This is a genomic window from Stenotrophomonas sp. YJH_SMC_10 (assembly GCF_059371555.1).
This window is the reverse complement of record NZ_JCAFUS010000009.1, coordinates 71,050-87,577: the sequence shown is the minus strand read 5'-3', so window position 1 is coordinate 87,577 and position 16,528 is coordinate 71,050. Positions and strand designations below refer to the sequence as shown.

Genomic DNA, 16,528 nt, shown 5'->3' with positions numbered 1-16,528 from the left:
GAATGAACCGGAGGTCGCGATGACTTCCGGCACTGCGACCCCGGCCCCCCGGCAGCTGATGCTCTGGGCGCGCCGCCGGCCTCCGGCACCGGTAAAATGGCCGGCCCACTGCGCTGGATTTGAACCTCATGACGATTGATTACGCCCACGCCCGCGAACTGATGGTGGAACAGCAGATCCGTCCCTGGGACGTGCTGGACATCAAGGTGCTCGACGTCCTGGCCCGCCTGCCGCGCGAGGCCTTTGTCGCCGACGCGCACCGGGCACTGGCCTATGCCGATGTCGAACTGCCGATCGGCAACGGCCAGAAGATGATGAAGCCGGTCATCGAGGGCCGTACCCTGCAGGCGCTGGACCTGCAGCCGGGTGATGAAGTGCTGGAAATCGGCACCGGCAGCGGCTTCCTGTCGGCCTGCATCGGCGCGCTGGCGCGCGACGTGCTGAGCCTGGAAATCGACCCGGAGCTGGCCGCAGCCGCGCGCGCGCGCCTGGACGCCTCCGGCCTGGGCACCAATGTCCGTGTGGAAGTGGCCGACGCCCTGTCCTGGCAGACCGAACGCCGCTTTGACGTGATCTGTGTCACTGGTGCGGTCGACGTGGTGCCGTCACAGTTCGCTTCGTGGCTGCGTCCGGGCGGTCGGCTGTTCGTGATCCACGGCCGTTCGCCGGCGATGGAGGCCCTGCTGGTCAAGGCCGACGGCAGCAGCGAGTCCCTGTTCGAGACCGATATCGATTACCTGCGTGGTGCCGCCCCGGCCCCCCAGTTCCACCTCTGAGTCCAAGGAAGCCGCAATGATCCGCCGATCCCTCGCTGTTGCGCTGGCCACTGCCCTGCTGCCGTTGTCCGCCCATGCCGCCGACCTGCTGCAGGTCTACGAAATGGCCCGCAATGGCGATCCGCAGCTGTCGGCCGCCGAATCGACCCGGCTGTACGACAAGGAAGGCGCCGTGCAGGCGCGTGCCGCCCTGCTGCCGCAGATCAACGGCCAGGCCACGCTGAACCGCACGCGCAGCGAGCCGAACGCGGACGCCAATTCCGGCTCGTTCACCAACAAGCGCCGCACCTACACGATCGACGGCAGCCAGACGCTGTTCAACTGGACCCAGATCAACAACCTGCGCTCGCAGCGTGAGCTGAGCAAGGCGGCGGATTTCACCCTCGATTCGGCCAACGACAGCCTGATCGTGCGAACCTCGGCGGCCTACTTCAACGTGCTGGTGGCGATCGAATCGCTGAACGCCGCACAGACCAACGAAGCGGCCGCGAAGAAGCAGTTCGACTTCGCCGACAAGCGCCTGGAAGTGGGCCTGGCGCCGATCACCGACGTGCACGAAGCACGCGCCCAGTACGACCAGGCGCGTGCCAACACCATCGTTGCGCAGAACACCCTGGCCGATAACTACCAGGCCCTGACCGAACTGACCGGCCAGCCGGTGACCAACCTGCGTGGGCTGCCGGCCGACTTCCGCCCGGAAGTGCCGGCCAACCGCGGCAACATCGATGAGCTGGTGCAGCAGGCCACCACCCAGAATCCGGCGCTGAAGGCGCAGGAACTGAAGGTCAGTGCCGCCGAAGCCGGCGTGCAGGCCGCCCGCGGCGGCCACTACCCGACCCTGTCGCTGGGCGGCAGCTGGGGCAAGAGTGCAACGTGGGGTGACAGCACCGGCGCCGGCTCGCTGTCGCCGGATGCCCGCACCAACAGCATCGGCCTGACCCTGAGCGTGCCGATCTTCGCCGGTGGCGCCACCCAGTCCGGCGTGCGCCAGGCACTGGCCCAGCGTGACATCGCCCAGGACGGCTACGAGCAGCAGAAGCGCGCCCTGGACCGCAACACCCGCAATGCGTACCAGACCCTGGTGCAGGGCATCAGCGAAGTGGAAGCCCGCCGCCTGGCGGTAGTTTCGGCACAGAGCGCCTATGACGCCTCGCAGGTTGGCCTGGAAGTCGGTACCCGTACCGTGCTGGACGTGATCCAGAACCAGCGCATCCTGTTCTCGGCGCAGCTGGACTATGCGCAGGCCCGCTACACCTTCCTGCAGAACCGCCTGCTGCTGAGCCAGTCGCTGGGTGCGCTGGACGTGGCCGAACTGCAGGACGTCAACCGGCTGCTGACCCAGGACGCAGGCAACCCGGCCACGACCACGCACTGAGGTTTCGCCTGGCCGGCAACGAAGAAGCCACCCGCGAGGGTGGCTTTTTTGTGGACATGCTTCCGTGCGCGCCCAGCCGCGGCAGGGTCCCGGCGGCGGTCAGAGCGGCCACGCCCGCAGGCGTTCCAGCGCTGCAAGCAGGCACAGCGCGACCGCCAGCGGCGCCAGCAACGGCATCAGCAGCCCGCGCGCGGCTGCATCCTGCCGCGCTCCGGTCCGTGGCCGCAGTACCGCCAGGCACAGGGCCGCCATCACCAGCAGGGTTGCGCTGCCCGGCAGCGCCGGCAGGCTGCCCGGGGGCAGCCACAGCGCCAGCATCACCACCAGCAACCCGATCGCCACCGTGACCGGGCCCGCGCCCGGACGTCCTGCTGCGGCCGGCAGGCGTGGCCACAACGACGTCGCCAGCCGCACGGCCAGCATCAGCAGCACCAGCAGCAGCGCCGCCAGTCCCGCCGCACCGCCCAGGGGCAGCAACGGCTGCATCCATTGCAGCTGCGGATGCACCTGCAACGCCACCGACAGTGGCCGGGAGCTGGCCAATGCGGAAAATTCGACCAGCCCGGCCTGCAGTGCCGCGAGCACGATCAACAGCAGCATCGCCAGCAACGAGACCAGCGCCAGCAACGCCGGCTGCCAGGCCGCACCCTGCCGGCGCAGCGCAGGAAAGCCCAGGGCCAGGCCGACGCTGGCAAATATCCCCAGCAGCGGCACCGCAGCCGCCAGCACCCCGCCCAGCCCGAACCGATACGGGGCGGTTGCCGGTGGCAGCCAGGGAATCCAGTGCGCGTAGTGCACGTGGCGTGCCGCCAGGGCCAGCAGCAGCAACCCCACGCCGATCTTCACCGTCAGCAGGGCGCACACCACCAGGGCCACGCGCCGGGGCGGCAGCAGCGCCAACACAGCCAGCAGCAGGCCCACGCCTGCCGCCGCCAGCGTCGGCAGCGGGTCGCTGGCCTGCAGGCCTGCCGCAGCCAGCGCCGCATGCGCGTGGTGGACCATCGATTGGGTCACCCCCGCCGTGGTCGCCACCAGTTCCAGCAGCAAGGCCAGGCCGAGCACGTCCGCCACGCGGGAGCCCCAGCTGGCGGCCAGCAAGCCGTGCAGGCCCTCGGCCGCCGGCCACCGCACTACCAGCTCCTGCAGGCAGCACAGCACCAGGCCTGCCCCCAATGCAGCCAGCACCAGGCTCAGCACGATGGCCGGGCCCGCCTGTGCGGCCGTGTGCTGGCCCACCAGCGCGATCACGCTGCCCCCCACCAGCAGCGTCAGCGCCACCATCGCCAGATGGTCCATTCCCAGCCGGGCCCCACCGGTGCCGTCCCTGCCGCTGTCGCCGTCCATCGCAAGTTCCCTTGATATCCGCCCAAGCGCGGTCGACAGCAGGCTGGCAGCCTGCGTCGCCCTGCGGAATCGGAATCGGTGCCGTGCGCGCTGCGTTGTGATCGCAGGCACGCTGTCATCAGCGGGGTCGGTCCGGCAGCGACAGAAAAATCGTCGCTAAGCAGAATTGATGAAGTTGATCACGACAATGGCTTGCAGCGGCGCCGACGCCGCTGCGCCGGGATCACCCGCGCGGCGGCGGCAGGTGCGGCGCGACCAGGGCCAGCGTGCGCTGCAGCGCGCCCCGGCCATTGCTGACCAGCGTGCAGCCCGCGCGAGCCATGTCTTCGCGCGCCTGCGCATCGTCGAGCAGGTGCTGCAGCAGATCGCCCACCGCCTGCGCGTCCTCGCCGATCAGCAGCGCGCCGGCCTCGCGCATGCGCCGGGAGATTTCCGCGAAGTTGTGCAGGTGTGGGCCCGTCACCGCCGCCGTTCCCATCGCCGCGGGCTCCAGCAGGTTGTGGCCACCGATGGCCTGCAGGCTGCCGCCGACGAAGGCGACCTGCGCGCAGGCATAGAACGGCATCAGCTCGCCGAGCGTATCGATGACGAACACGTCGGTGGCCGCGTGCGGCCACTGGTCCACGCGGCGGGTCGCCACGCGCCAGCCCTGTTCGCGTGCCAGCGCTTCCACCTTGGGGAACCGCTCGGGATGGCGCGGCGCCCACAGCAGCAGCAGGTCCGGATGCTGCGCGCGCAGGCGGCGGTGCAGGTCGATCACCGCCTGCTCCTCGCCATCGTGGGTACTGGCGGCGATCCACACCGGGCGTGCGGCCGGTACCCGCGCATGGAACTGTTCGACGAAGCCCTGCACGTCCGGCGTGGCGATGTCGAACTTCAGGTTGCCCAGGGCCTGCACCTGGCGGGGCTCGGCCCCCAGCTGCACGAAGCGCTCGGCATCGTCCTGCGACTGCGCCGCCACGCAGGTGACGGTGCGCAGCGCACGGCGGATCAATGCCGCCAGCAGCCGGTAGCCACGCAGCGAGCGGGCGGACAGGCGGGCATTGAGGATGTAGACCGGAATGCCGCGGTCGCGGCAGCCGAACAGCATGTTCGGCCACAGTTCGGTTTCCAGGATCAGCGCCAGGCTGGGCTGGAAATGGCCGAGGAAGCGGTTGACGCTGCCCGGCACGTCGTATGGCAGGTAGACGTGGTCCAGCGCGTCGCCCCACAGCGCGCGCACGCGCTCGGAGCCGGTCGGGGTGATGGTGGTGATGACCCAGCGGATGTCCGGGCGCTGCTGGCGCAGTGCGTTGACCAGCGGCGCGGCGGCATTGACCTCGCCCACCGAGACCGCGTGCAGCCACACCCGCGGCTGGCCGGTCGGCTGCGGATAGGAGGCATAGCGTTCGTCCCAGCGCCGGAAGTACTCACGGACCCGGAAGCCGCGCCAGACCAGGTGGTACACGGTGATCGGCAGCAGGATGTAGAGCACGACCGAGTACAGGCCGCGCAGGATCCACTCGACAGGGTCTTTGCGCATGCGGCAAGGATACGGGAGCCCCCCGGGAAAGACACGCGGCGGCCTTGGTAGAATGCCGCAATGTCCGATGCCACCACCGCCGTCCGCCCGTCGCTGCGCGATCCGCGCAACTGGCCGATGTTCGCCGCCATGTTCGGCGCCTTCGCCATCGCCCGCCTGCCGTGGCTGCTGCAGCGCGCGCTGGGCCGGGGCGTCGGCTGGATCACCTGGCGCCTGCTCGGCAGCCGCCGCCGCGCCGCCGAGGTCAACCTGCAGCTGTGCTTCCCCGAGAAGGACGAAGCGTGGCGCCAGCGCCTGGTGCGCGACAGTTTCGACGCGCTGGGCGTGGGCGTGTTCGAGTGCATTCGTGCCTGGTGGGGCAGCATCGACCGCATCCGCCCGCAGGTGCGGATCGAAGGCCTGGAACACCTGCGGCAGATGCAGGCCGAGGGCCGCGGCGTGCTGCTGGTGTCCGGCCACTTCATGACCCTGGAGATGTGCGGACGCCTGCTGTGCGACTACGTCGATCTTTCCGGCATGTACCGCAAGCACAAGAACCCGGTGTACGAGTGGGCGGTGAAGTTCGGCCGCCTGCGCTATGCCAAGGCGATGTTCGCCAACGAGGACATCCGCGCGACCGTGCGCCACCTGAAGAAAGGCGGCTTCCTGTGGTACGCGCCAGACCAGGACATGCGGGGCAAGGACACCGTGTTCGTGCCGTTCTTTGGCCACACCGCTTCAACCATCACCGCCACCCATCAGCTGGCACGCATGACCGGCTGTGCGGTGATTCCGTACTTCCACCGTCGCGAAGGCGGGAAGTACTTCCTGAAGATCGGCGCACCGCTGGAGAACTTCCCCAGCGAGGATGTGGAGGCCGATACCACCCGGGTCAACCAGGCCATCGAAGCGATGGTGCGCGAGGCTCCCGACCAGTACCTGTGGATCCACCGCCGCTTCAAGCGCCAGCCCGGCGGCCGGAGTGATTTCTACAAATAACGGTGGGGCGGGATGGTTTCATGTGCAGCTTGATCCACGCCATGCGTGGATGCTCTACATCCGGGTGCCGGCACCTACAACGGCCAACGGCACCATGCGTGCGGGTACTCACCCAACGTGCTGGCCAGGCCCGCACGGACCGGATTGGCCAGGATGTACATCGCCTTCTCATGAAGGGATTCATCGCTGCGTACGGCGTGATCGTGGTAACCGTGCTGCCACAGCGGCCCTTGTCGCTCCAATCGCCGGTTCAACAGACGGCTGCTGCGTGATTTGAGCAGGGCCATGCACTCGGCCAGGGTTCCTCCGTGCAGCTCCATCAGCCAGTGCAGATGGTCGGGCATGACCACCCAGGCCAGGCTGTGGCTGAAGCCCTTGCGCTCTACGAAGCGCAGTGTGTCGATCAGGATCGCCACGTTTGCCGCATCGGCGAACAACGGTTCGCGGCCGAGGGTTGCTGTGGTCAATGAGTACACGTTGCCGGATCGGGAATACCGACCGTAGCGAAGTCTGGGGCTGGCCATACCTCCAGCGTGCGATACGCAGGGAAACGCCGGTAGTGGTGGTTGACCGGTAGTTGCGTCGGGAAAGCACCATCCACGCAGGGCGTGGATCTACCCAAGCATGCTCCGTTCGGTACGGGCAGTCGCGCCACGCCATGCGTGGATAGACGATCACACCACCGTCGGCGTGTCGTCCGCGTCCCGCGCCAGCAGGCTGCCGGCAAACAACGCAGCCAGCAGCACGGTCAGCCCCCCCCAGAACGCGGAGTAGAACGCCAGGTGCGTATTGAGCGGGAACACCGTCACCGCCAGCGCCAGCATCGCCGGCCGAGCGCGGTCGCGCGCGGCTGCCGGAGCGTACCGCCAGGCCCGCCAGGCCTGCGCCACCGCCGCCAACCACAGCAGCAGGCCCAGCACGCCGGTCTCGGCAAGGATTTCCAGCACGATCTGGTGGGCGTGCAATGCCGGTTGATGGCCCCACACTGCCGGGCCATCCTCGGCGACGCACGCCGGATATGCATCGCGGAAGCCACGCGCACCGACGCCGTTGACCGGATGTTCCTCGATCATGCACACGGCCGCCTTCCAGATGCGGGCACGCCCCGAGAGTGCCTGGTCGACGCCCTGCCCATCTTCGTTCCAGGCCTGCGCCGTACGCGCAACCCGTTCGCGCAGCTGCGGCGCGCCCGCGGTCAGCGCCGCAGCGCCCAGCGCCGCCAGCAGGGCCAGCAGCAGCAGCCGCTTCCCGCCGAACTGGCGCACGCCGCTGTAGGCCAGCACCAGCACAAAGGTGATCCACGAGGCACGCGAACCGGCCAGCAGCAGCACGCACCCCAGTGCGGCGGCAGCCAGCAGCCAACCCGCATTGCCAAACCGCCGTGCCATCGGCAGCAGCAGGAACGGTGACAGGCTGGCCAGCACCTGGCCGAACTTCAGGTTGCACGGCCCGAGCGCGCCACTGAGGCGGTCGGCCAGCGCGGCTTCGTCAGCCGGGCACAGCGCGTGGCCACTCACGGCCAGCTTCAGGTGTTCCAGCGACCAGAACCAGGGGCTGGTGCCGGCCAGCGCCTGCACCAGCGCGTCCAGCGTCCACGCGCCGGTGATCAGCGCCAGCCCGCCAAAGGTCAGCCGCCGCCGCTCCGGTGTGGCCACTGCGATCGCCACCAGCCACATGAAGGGCAGGTAGCGCAGGCCAGCGGCGGCCTTGGTCCACGAAGCGGAAGGATCGATGGCGTCGAAGGCCGAGAACGCCTGCGGCAGCCAGTAGCCGAGGAACAGGATCGAGGTCAGCGCCCAGGCTGCCGTGCTCAACAGGTGCGGGCGGCGCTGCAGCCGGCGCATGACCATGCGCGCGGCAGCGTACAGCGCGCCCAGTCCGAGCACGGTTTCGGCGATGCCCGGCAACGGCCACATCGCCACGTACGCGAGCACCCACCAGGGTGCCCAGCGCCCGGCGCGGTCGTCGCGCACCAGGACGGAAGGGTCAGCCGGCGAGGTCGGCATAGAGGCGGAGCGTATCGCGCTGCATGGCCTGCAGGGTAAACGGGATACGGGTCGGCAAGGACGGCGGCTGCGCCAGCAGGGCCAGCGCACGTTCACCCAGTGCGCGCGCGTCGCCGAGCGGTACCGCACCGCTGGGCTGCAGCTGATGCAGCAGTTCGCCGACGCCGCCGTGGTTCCAGCCCAGCACCGGGCGGCCGACCGACAGCGCCTCGACCACGGTGCGGCCAAACGCTTCCGGTTTGTCCGACAGCTGCAGCACCAGATCGCTGGCGGCGTAGGCCTGGGCGATACGTGCGGTTGGCGTGCTGATGTGCAGCGCCTCGGTTACGCCCAGGGCCGCAGCCTGGCGGCGCAGGTCGGCCACGTAGGCCTCGCGCCCGGGTTCGTCGGTGCCCAGCATCCACAGCTGGGCAGGCACGCCGGCGGCACGCACATCGGCCAGCAGCTGCAACGCGTGGGCGTGGCCCTTCAGCCGGGTGCCGCGCCCCGGCAGCAGCAGCAGCGGGCCGTGCACCTGCGCCAGCCAGGGGTAATCGGCCGCCAGGGCCAGCCGCGGGCGGCGGTCGGCGCGCGCCACGCGTGGGAACTGGCCGACATCCACACCCCGCGGTATGACCTGCAGGTTGTCTTCCGGCACCGTCGGGTAGTGGCGCTGCACGTAGGCGCGCACGGTATTGGACACGCAGATCACGCGTTCGCCGCTGGTCATCACCGCGCTGTAGCGGCTGGGCGAATTCAACCCGTGCACGGTGGTCACCCAATGCGGGCGCTGCGCGGCAGGCAGGGCACGGATCGCATAAAGGCCCAGCCACGCCGGCAGCCGCGATCGGGCATGCACGATATCCGCGCCCACCTCGGCAAACAGCCGACGCAGGGTCGGCAGATGGCGCAGGGTCAGGAGCGACTTGCGGCCAATGTCCAGGGTGAGGTGCTCGGCACCGCTGTCCAGCAGCGGCTGCACCAAGCGGCCGCCGGCAGACACCACCAGCGCGCGATGGCCTGCGGCGACCAGGGCCGCAGCGATTTCCAGGGTCGAGCGCTCGACACCGCCGGAGTGCAGCGCCGGCAGCAACTGCACCACGGTCAATCGGCGCATCGAAAGGGCCGCCGTTTAGTCGGCCAGCACGAACACGGAACCGCAGTAGGGGCACTGCGCTTCGCCGTTGGGTTCGTCTTCGATCGGCAGGTACACCCGCGGATGCGAGTTCCACAGCGCCATTTCCGGGGTCGGGCAGCTCAGCGGCAGATCGCTGCGGTGCACGGTGTAGCGCTTCTCGGCGTTGGCGGGCGCGGTGGCGGTATGGCTCATGGCGGATGTCGATGAACGGGTTGCGAGGCCTGTGATTCTAGCATCTGGGCCGCGCCGACATTGCGCCGCAACGGGCCATTGCGCGCGGTGGGCGGTCCTTCGCAGCGCTCCCCGCGCGCCGGGCCGCTGTACCCGCTCGATTCACGCGGGGGTTGCGGCAGGTTCGCCGGCCAGAATCGGTCCCGACGATATTTCCCGCATTTGGATCGAACTAAATGGCACTTGTCAGCGCGCGGCGGCTGTTGCAGGATCGGCCCAGGTCACCACCGACCTGCTCACTCCGACCCGATCGCATGGCCCGCCCCCACCGGACCGGCATCGCCTCTTCCACTGCCATCCTGGCGGGCGGAGCGATGCTGCCCGTGGTGTCCGCCGATGCGGGTGCTACCCGCCGCCAGCCCTTCCGGGAGACCCTTGCATGACCCTGTCCGATCCACGCCGCGCCCTGCTTCCGCTCGCCCTGGCCCTGGCCTGTGCGACCACTGCGATGCCGGTGCTGGCACAGGGGCTGCAGACCTCGTTCGAACCGGGCGAACCGGCCCCGACGCAGGCCGCCGGCGCACTGCAGGTCACGATCGGCAATGGCCCGGCCGCGCCCTACACCGCCAAGCGCAACGCCGGCTACAGCGGCCTGCATGCGCTGCACTACAGCAGCGAGGGCGGCAGCGCGCGGCGCGAACTGTTCAGGACCGACCTGCCGATCGAGGCCGATACCACGCTGTCGTGGCTGGTGCTGCCGGAAATCGTCGGCGGCGACAGCGTGGCCTCGACGTATGTCTCGCTGGACCTGCTGCTGGACGACGGCAGCCGCGTATCGGCCGGTGCAGCGCGCGACCAGCATGGCGTGGCGATCGGCGCGCGTGCGCAGGGCGAGTCGAAGACGCTGTACCCGCAGCAGTGGGCACGCAAGGCGGTGCGGCTGGGCGAGGTGCCCGCACTGAAAGGCCGCCGCGTGGTGGCGATCGAGCTGGAGGTGGCCAGTGCCGAAGGTGCACCGGTCTCCGGCTGGATCGACGACGTACGCCTGGACGCAGTGCCGAGGCAGCAGCCACAGCGCGTCTCCGACTGGGTGCTGACCACCCGCGGCACCCAGGCCAATGGCACCTTCTCGCGCGGCAACAATTTCCCGGCCACGGCGGTGCCGCACGGGTTCAACTTCTGGACCCCGGTGACCGACGCCGGCGCGCTGAACTGGCTGTACCGCTGGAACGAGCAGAACGATGCACAGAACCGCCCGCAGCTGCAGGCGCTTGCACTGAGCCACCAGCCCAGCCCGTGGATGGGTGACCGCCAGACCTTCCAGGTGATGCCTTCGGCCAGCCGTGGCGTGCCGGACGCCGACCGCCGCAAGCGTGCGCTGTCGTTCGACCGCCGCCATGAAAGCGCGCGCCCGTATCGCTATGACGTGCGCTTCGACAATGGCATCGCTGCTGCCATCGCGCCGACCGATCATGCCGCGCTGTTCCGTTTCGAGTTTCCCGAGGGTGGCGATGCCAACCTGCTGTTCGACAATGTCGATGCGCGCGGTGGCCTGAGCCTGGACCCGGCGACGCAGACCCTCAGCGGCTACACCGATACGCGCAGCGGCCTGTCCAACGGCGCCAGCCGCATGTACGTGGTGGCCAGCTTCGACAGGCCCTGGCGCAGCAGCGGTCGCATCGACACCGGGCGCCCGACCGGCTACATCAAGTTCGATGCCGGCAGCGACCGGCGGGTGACGATGCGCATCGCCACCTCGCTGATCTCGGTGGAGCAGGCGCGGCACAACCTGGCGCTGGAAATCGCTTCAACCGACACGCTGGAGAGCGTGGCCGGACGCGCGCAGGATGCGTGGGACGCACGCCTGGCCCGCTTCGACATCGGCGATGCCAGCGACGACCAGAAGACCACGCTGTACTCCAGCCTGTACCGGCTGTACCTGTATCCCAATTCCGGGCATGAGAACGCCGGCAGCGCGGCCGCGCCGGACTGGCGTTACGCCAACCAGGCCAGCGCCAGCGACGACAACACCGAGGGCAGCGCGAACCGCAGCTTCACCGGCGTGCGCGATGGCAAGGTGTTCGTCAACAACGGCTTCTGGGACACCTTCCGCACCACCTGGCCGGCGTATGCCCTGTTCACGCCCGACGATGCCGGGCAGATGGTGCAGGGCTTCATCGAGCAGTACCGCGCCGGCGGCTGGATCGCGCGCTGGTCGTCGCCGGGCTACGCCGACCTGATGGTCGGCACCAGCTCGGACGTGGCCTTCGCCGATGCCTGGCTGAAGGGCATCGGTGGCTTCGATCCGGCCGAAGCCTACGCCGCCGCGCTGAAGAACGCGACCGTGGTCCCGCCCGATCGCCATGTCGGCCGCAAGGGCATGGACCGTTCGACCTTCCGTGGCTACGCCAGCGCGGACGTGCACGAAGGCATGTCGTGGACGATGGAAGGCGCGCTCAATGACTTCGGTATCGCCAACATGGCCGATGCGCTGGCCAGGCGCGCGGCCACGCCGGCCGCACGCGAGCGCTACCGCACCGAGGCTGAGTACTTCCGCTATCGCGCCGCCAGCTACGCGACGATGTTCGATCCGGCCGCCGGCTTCTTCCAGGGCCGCAACGCCGATGGCCAGTGGCGCGTGGACGCCAAGGACTACGACCCGCGCGTGTGGGGCCATGACTACACCGAATCCAACGGCTGGACCTTCGCCTTCACCGCCGCCCACGATGGCGAAGGCCTGGCCGCGCTGTACGGTGGCCGCGACAAGCTGGCGGCGAAGCTGGATACCTTCTTTGCCACGCCGGAAACCGCCGACCCCGCGTTCGCCGGGTCCTACGGCGGCACCATCCACGAAATGACCGAAGCGCGCGATGTGCGCATGGGCATGTACGCGCACAGCAACCAGCCGGCGCACCACATTCCGTGGATGTACCTGTACGCCGGGCAGCCATGGAAGACCCAGCAGCACGTGCGCGAGATCCTGTCGCGGCTGTACGTCGGCAGCGAGATCGGCCAGGGCTACCCGGGCGACGAGGACAACGGCGAGACCTCGGCGTGGTACGTGCTGGCGTCGCTGGGCCTGTACCCGCTGCGCATGGGCGCCCCGGAGTACGTGATCGGATCGCCGGTCTTCCGCCACGCGCGGGTGGAGCTGCAGGGCGGCGCGGTGCTGACCGTGAACGCGGCCAACAACTCGCGCGAGAACGTCTACGTGCAGTCACTGAAGATCAACGGCAGGCCGTGGACGAAGACCTGGGTGCCGCACGAGCTGATCGCCAAGGGCGCGACGCTGGACTTCGAGATGGGCCCGCAACCGTCGCGCTGGGGCAGCGGCGCCGATGACGTGCCGCGCTCGTTGACCGCGCGCGGCCAGCGCCCGCAACTGCTGCACGACCTGCTCGGCAGCGGCGCGAAGGCGGCGTTGGCCGATGGCCGCGCGCTGCCGGCGCTGGTCGATGACGATGCGGCCACCAGCGTGGGCCTGGGTGGCGGCGCAACGATCACGCTGACCGGCCTGGGCGACGGCACGCCGACGATGTACACCCTCACCAGCGGTGACGGCCGCATCCAGGGCGGTGAATGGACGCTGGAAGCGCGCAACGGCAACGGCCGCTGGACCGTGCTCGACCAGCGCAGCGGCGAAGCCTTCGAGTCTGCCCGCCAGACCCGTCCGTTCCGCATCGCCCGGCCAGGCCGCTACGACGCGTACCGGCTGCGCCTGGACGCACCCGGCCGGCTGCCGCTGGCGGAGATCGAACTGTTGGCGCCCAGCGCCGTACAATGAACCCCATGCGCTACCGTCTGTTGCCCCTGGCCCTTGTTGCCTTTTCCTTCCCCAGCTTCGGCCAGACCCAGGCCTTCGACGCGCAGCTGACCCGCGACGGTGTCACGCTGAACTACCAGGACGCCCGGGGTGCCCTGGCCGCGCCGCAGCGCAAGCGGATCATCGATACGTTCTACTTCGCCTACCTGCGCGAACGTGCGGACTTCCACCCGGCCGCGCCGGCGATGGTGCGCATCGTGATCGATCCGGCCTACACCGGCATCGCCTTCGTCGGTGACAAGGACCAGGCGGCGACGATCACCATCAACCCCGGCTGGTTGGCGCAGCATCCCAACGACATCGACCTGGTCACCCATGAAGCCATGCACATCGTGCAGGGCTACCCGGGCTATGGCGATGCGCGGGTGCCGGGCTGGCTGGTGGAAGGCATCGCCGACTACGCGCGCGACCGCTACGGCATGGACAACGCCGCTGCCGGATGGGCACTGCCGGGCAAGGTCGAGAAAGGGCAGAACTTCGACAGCGGCTACCGGGTCACCGGCGCGTTCCTGAAGTGGGCCGACGCCGAACACCCGGGCCTGGTGCTGGCACTGGACACGGCCCTGCGCGACGGTCGCTATGCACCGGCACTGTGGCAGAAGCACACCGGCAAGGCGCTGCCGGCGCTGTGGGCGCAGTACGCCAAGCCGCGTTCGGATGCACCGCCGCCGGCGCCTGCACGCCGCGGCAAGCGGCGCTGACGCCCACGTACCACCGGTTCGCCGGGCATTGCCCGGCGCCGTCGTCTACGCCTCAGCGCGACTGCACGAAACCGGCGTACAGCGCGAACAGCTGCTGGAAGTACCGCCGCGTCAGTCGATTGCGCATGACACCCTCGCCCATGAGAAGTTGGTCGGGCCCAGGGTGGGAAGGCCGGTCCGGTCCCTTCCCACGGCCGGGCCGCGTGGGCGTATTGGGCCGCAACGGCGTTGCAGGGAAATGACCGGGCGGCGTAGCGCGTGTGGCACAGATCGGGGTAGAGCCGGCCGCTGGCCGGCTGCCGTCGCGTGCCTGGACATCATTGCGGTTGCCCGCCAGCGGCCGGCACTACCCGTTTCCGCTTTGTGCAAACAGAAACGCGCCCCGTAGGGCGCGTTTCTGCGATCAAACCGGAAAGAAGGCTTATGCCTTCTTTTCCGCTTCCAGCTGCTTCCTGATCTGCGCATCGACTGCGGCAATCGCAGTCATGTTCAGGATCCGGCGCGAGGTCGCGCTGGTGGTCAGGATGTGCACCGGCTTGTTCACGCCCATCAGGATCGGGCCGATCGCCACGCCATCGGTGAACACGCGCACCAGGTTGTAGGCGATGTTGGCCGCTTCCAGGTTCGGCAGCACGAACAGGTTGGCGCGGCCCTGCAGGGTCGAGCCCGGCAGCAGCTTCTGGCGCAGCGCTTCATCCCACGCGGTGTCACCCTGCATTTCGCCATCCACGTTCAGACGCGGGTTGCGCTTGAGCAGCAGTTCACGCACCTGGCGCATCTTCAGCGCATCCTTCGAATCATGGCTGCCGAAGTTGGAGTGCGACAGCAGCGCCACCTTCGGCTCGATGCCGAACAGCTTCATGCGGTAGGCCGCCTGCAGGGTCGCTTCGCACAGCTGCTCGGCGGTGGGGTCTTCCTGCACGTGGGTATCGACGAAGAAGAACACGCCCTGCTGGTTGATCACGCCGGTCATCGCCGAGGTCGAGGTGACCTTCGGCTCCAGCGGCAACACGCTGCGCACGTAGCCCAGCTTCTTGTGGAAGCGGCCGACGATGCCGGTCAGCATCGCATCGGCTTCGCCACGGGCGACCATCACTGCGGCGATCAGGGTCGGGCGCGAACGCATCAGGTTCTTCGCCGCGGCCACGGTCACGCCGCGGCGGCCGGTCAGGCCGTGGTAGTACTGCCAGTATTCGTTGAAACGCGGGTCATCGTTGATGTTGGTGACTTCAACGTTCTCGCCGATCTTCAGGCGCAGGCCGAGGCGCTCGATGCGCGACTCGATCACTTCCGGGCGGCCGATCAGGATCGGGTGCGCCAGGCCGTCATCGACCACGTTCTGCACCGCCTGCAGCACCACTTCCTCTTCGCCTTCGGCGTACACCACGCGCTGCTTGTCGCTGCGCGCGCGGTCGTAGACCGGCTTCATCATCAGGCTGGTGCGGTAGACGAACTGGGCCAGCTTGTCGCGGTAGGCGCCCATGTCGTCGATCGGGCGCGAGGCCACGCCCGAGTCCATCGCGGCCTGGGCCACGGCGGCCGACAGTTCCACCAGCAGGCGGCGGTCGAACGGGCGCGGGATCAGGTATTCACGGCCGAAGCTCGGCGTCTCGCCACCGTAGGCCGAGCCCATGTCGGTGGCGGCACGGCGGGCCAGCGCGGCGATCGCACGCACGCAGGCGATCTTCATTTCCTCGTTGATCGCGGTGGCGCCCACGTCCAGCGCGCCACGGAACAGGTACGGGAAGCACAGCACGTTGTTGACCTGGTTCGGGTAATCCGAACGGCCAGTGCCGATGATCGCGTCCGGACGCGCGGCGCGCGCCACCTCCGGCATGATTTCCGGGGTCGGGTTGGCCAGGGCGAAGATCACCGGGTCCGGCGCCATGGTCTTGACCATGTCGGCGGTCAGGATGCCCGGCGCCGACAGGCCCAGGAAGATGTCCGCGCCGTCGACGATCTCGGCCAGGGTGCGCTTGTCGGTGTCGCGCGCATAGCGCTGCTTTTCCGGGTCCAGGTCGGTACGGCCGGTGTGGATCACGCCCTCGCGGTCGAAGGCCAGGATGTTCTCCGGCTTCAGGCCCAGCTGCACCAGCATGTTCACGCAGGAAATGCCGGCCGCGCCCATGCCCGTGGTCGCCAGCTTCACTTCCTCGATCTTCTTGCCGGTGATCGCCATCGCGTTGAGCACCGCCGCGCCGACGATGATCGCCGTGCCGTGCTGGTCGTCATGGAACACCGGGATCTTCATGCGCTCGCGCAGCTTGCGCTCGACCACGAAGCACTCCGGCGCCTTGATGTCTTCCAGGTTGATGCCGCCGAAGGTCGGCTCCAGCGAGGCGATGATGTCGACCAGCTTGTCCGGGTCGGTTTCATCCACTTCGATGTCGAACACATCGATGCCGGCGAACTTCTGGAACAGCACGCCCTTGCCTTCCATCACCGGCTTGCCGGCCAGCGCGCCGATGTTGCCCAGGCCCAGCACCGCGGTGCCGTTGGAGATCACCGCCACCAGGTTGCCGCGGGCGGTCAGCTCGCTGGCCTGCTGCGGGTCGGCCTTGATCGCTTCACAGGCATACGCCACGCCCGGCGAATACGCCAGCGACAGGTCGCGCTGGGTCAGCATGGGCTTGGTAGCGGAAACCTTGATCTTTCCCGGCGGGGACATCCGGTGGTAATCGAGGGCGGCCTGTTTGAAATCTTCGTTGGACATCG

The 16,528-nt window shown here is 68.8% G+C and carries 12 protein-coding genes; 5 read left to right on the top strand and 7 right to left on the bottom strand.

The annotated features are described in order from the left end of the window. The first annotated feature begins 128 nt into the window (after nucleotides 1–128). Complete coding sequence (locus AC5P9C_RS12940) at nucleotides 129–776, top strand: protein-L-isoaspartate O-methyltransferase family protein (RefSeq protein ID WP_049469955.1); 648 nt, start codon at nucleotides 129–131, stop codon at nucleotides 774–776. A 16-nt stretch (nucleotides 777–792) separates the two neighbouring features. Next, the gene (locus tag AC5P9C_RS12935) at nucleotides 793–2,151 is read left to right on the top strand and encodes a TolC family outer membrane protein (protein ID WP_049469956.1); all 1,359 of its coding nucleotides are present in this window, start codon (nucleotides 793–795) and stop codon (nucleotides 2,149–2,151) included. A gap of 99 nt (nucleotides 2,152–2,250) precedes the next feature. Here AC5P9C_RS12935 and AC5P9C_RS12930 read toward each other — a convergent pair whose 3' ends face one another. Both AC5P9C_RS12930 and waaA read right to left on the bottom strand, forming a co-directional pair. After that, a complete protein-coding gene (locus AC5P9C_RS12930) occupies nucleotides 2,251–3,495 on the bottom strand; it encodes an amino acid transporter (protein WP_164687755.1) in 1,245 nt (414 codons plus the stop codon). 223 nt (nucleotides 3,496–3,718) lie between these two features. After that, nucleotides 3,719–5,017, bottom strand: coding sequence for a lipid IV(A) 3-deoxy-D-manno-octulosonic acid transferase (gene waaA, locus AC5P9C_RS12925; RefSeq protein WP_049469960.1), 1,299 nt, complete (start codon nucleotides 5,015–5,017; stop codon nucleotides 3,719–3,721). A 60-nt stretch (nucleotides 5,018–5,077) separates the two neighbouring features. Here waaA and AC5P9C_RS12920 point away from each other — a divergent pair, with 60 nt between their 5' ends. Next, nucleotides 5,078–5,995 (top strand): LpxL/LpxP family Kdo(2)-lipid IV(A) lauroyl/palmitoleoyl acyltransferase, encoded by a 918-nt coding sequence (locus AC5P9C_RS12920; RefSeq protein WP_049469961.1) that lies wholly within the window; start codon nucleotides 5,078–5,080, stop codon nucleotides 5,993–5,995. A gap of 74 nt (nucleotides 5,996–6,069) precedes the next feature. Here AC5P9C_RS12920 and AC5P9C_RS12915 read toward each other — a convergent pair whose 3' ends face one another. The 4 genes from AC5P9C_RS12915 to AC5P9C_RS12900 form a co-directional block, all read right to left on the bottom strand. Further along, nucleotides 6,070–6,519: an REP-associated tyrosine transposase gene (locus AC5P9C_RS12915; RefSeq protein ID WP_049469964.1), complete on the bottom strand. Its 450-nt coding sequence runs from the start codon at nucleotides 6,517–6,519 to the stop codon at nucleotides 6,070–6,072. Nucleotides 6,520–6,669: 150 nt separating this feature from the next. Continuing rightward, complete coding sequence (locus AC5P9C_RS12910) at nucleotides 6,670–8,001, bottom strand: O-antigen ligase family protein (protein ID WP_057494586.1); 1,332 nt, start codon at nucleotides 7,999–8,001, stop codon at nucleotides 6,670–6,672. Further along, nucleotides 7,982–9,097 (bottom strand): glycosyltransferase, encoded by a 1,116-nt coding sequence (locus tag AC5P9C_RS12905; RefSeq protein WP_343541143.1) that lies wholly within the window; start codon nucleotides 9,095–9,097, stop codon nucleotides 7,982–7,984. Before AC5P9C_RS12905 ends, AC5P9C_RS12910 begins: the two co-directional genes overlap by 20 nt. 15 nt (nucleotides 9,098–9,112) lie before the next feature. Next, the gene (locus AC5P9C_RS12900) at nucleotides 9,113–9,310 is read right to left on the bottom strand and encodes a zinc-finger domain-containing protein (protein WP_005410967.1); all 198 of its coding nucleotides are present in this window, start codon (nucleotides 9,308–9,310) and stop codon (nucleotides 9,113–9,115) included. A 418-nt stretch (nucleotides 9,311–9,728) separates the two neighbouring features. Here AC5P9C_RS12900 and AC5P9C_RS12895 point away from each other — a divergent pair, with 418 nt between their 5' ends. Further along, the gene (locus AC5P9C_RS12895; RefSeq protein WP_343541145.1) at nucleotides 9,729–13,073 is read left to right on the top strand and encodes a GH92 family glycosyl hydrolase; all 3,345 of its coding nucleotides are present in this window, start codon (nucleotides 9,729–9,731) and stop codon (nucleotides 13,071–13,073) included. Then, the gene (locus AC5P9C_RS12890) at nucleotides 13,070–13,813 is read left to right on the top strand and encodes a basic secretory protein-like protein (RefSeq protein WP_057494590.1); all 744 of its coding nucleotides are present in this window, start codon (nucleotides 13,070–13,072) and stop codon (nucleotides 13,811–13,813) included. The genes AC5P9C_RS12895 and AC5P9C_RS12890 overlap by 4 nt, the downstream gene beginning before the upstream one ends. A 421-nt stretch (nucleotides 13,814–14,234) precedes the next feature. Here AC5P9C_RS12890 and AC5P9C_RS12885 read toward each other — a convergent pair whose 3' ends face one another. Next, nucleotides 14,235–16,526, bottom strand: a complete 2,292-nt coding sequence (locus AC5P9C_RS12885) for an NADP-dependent malic enzyme (RefSeq protein WP_053461346.1) — start codon at nucleotides 16,524–16,526, stop codon at nucleotides 14,235–14,237. Between the last annotated feature and the right edge of the window lie 2 nt (nucleotides 16,527–16,528).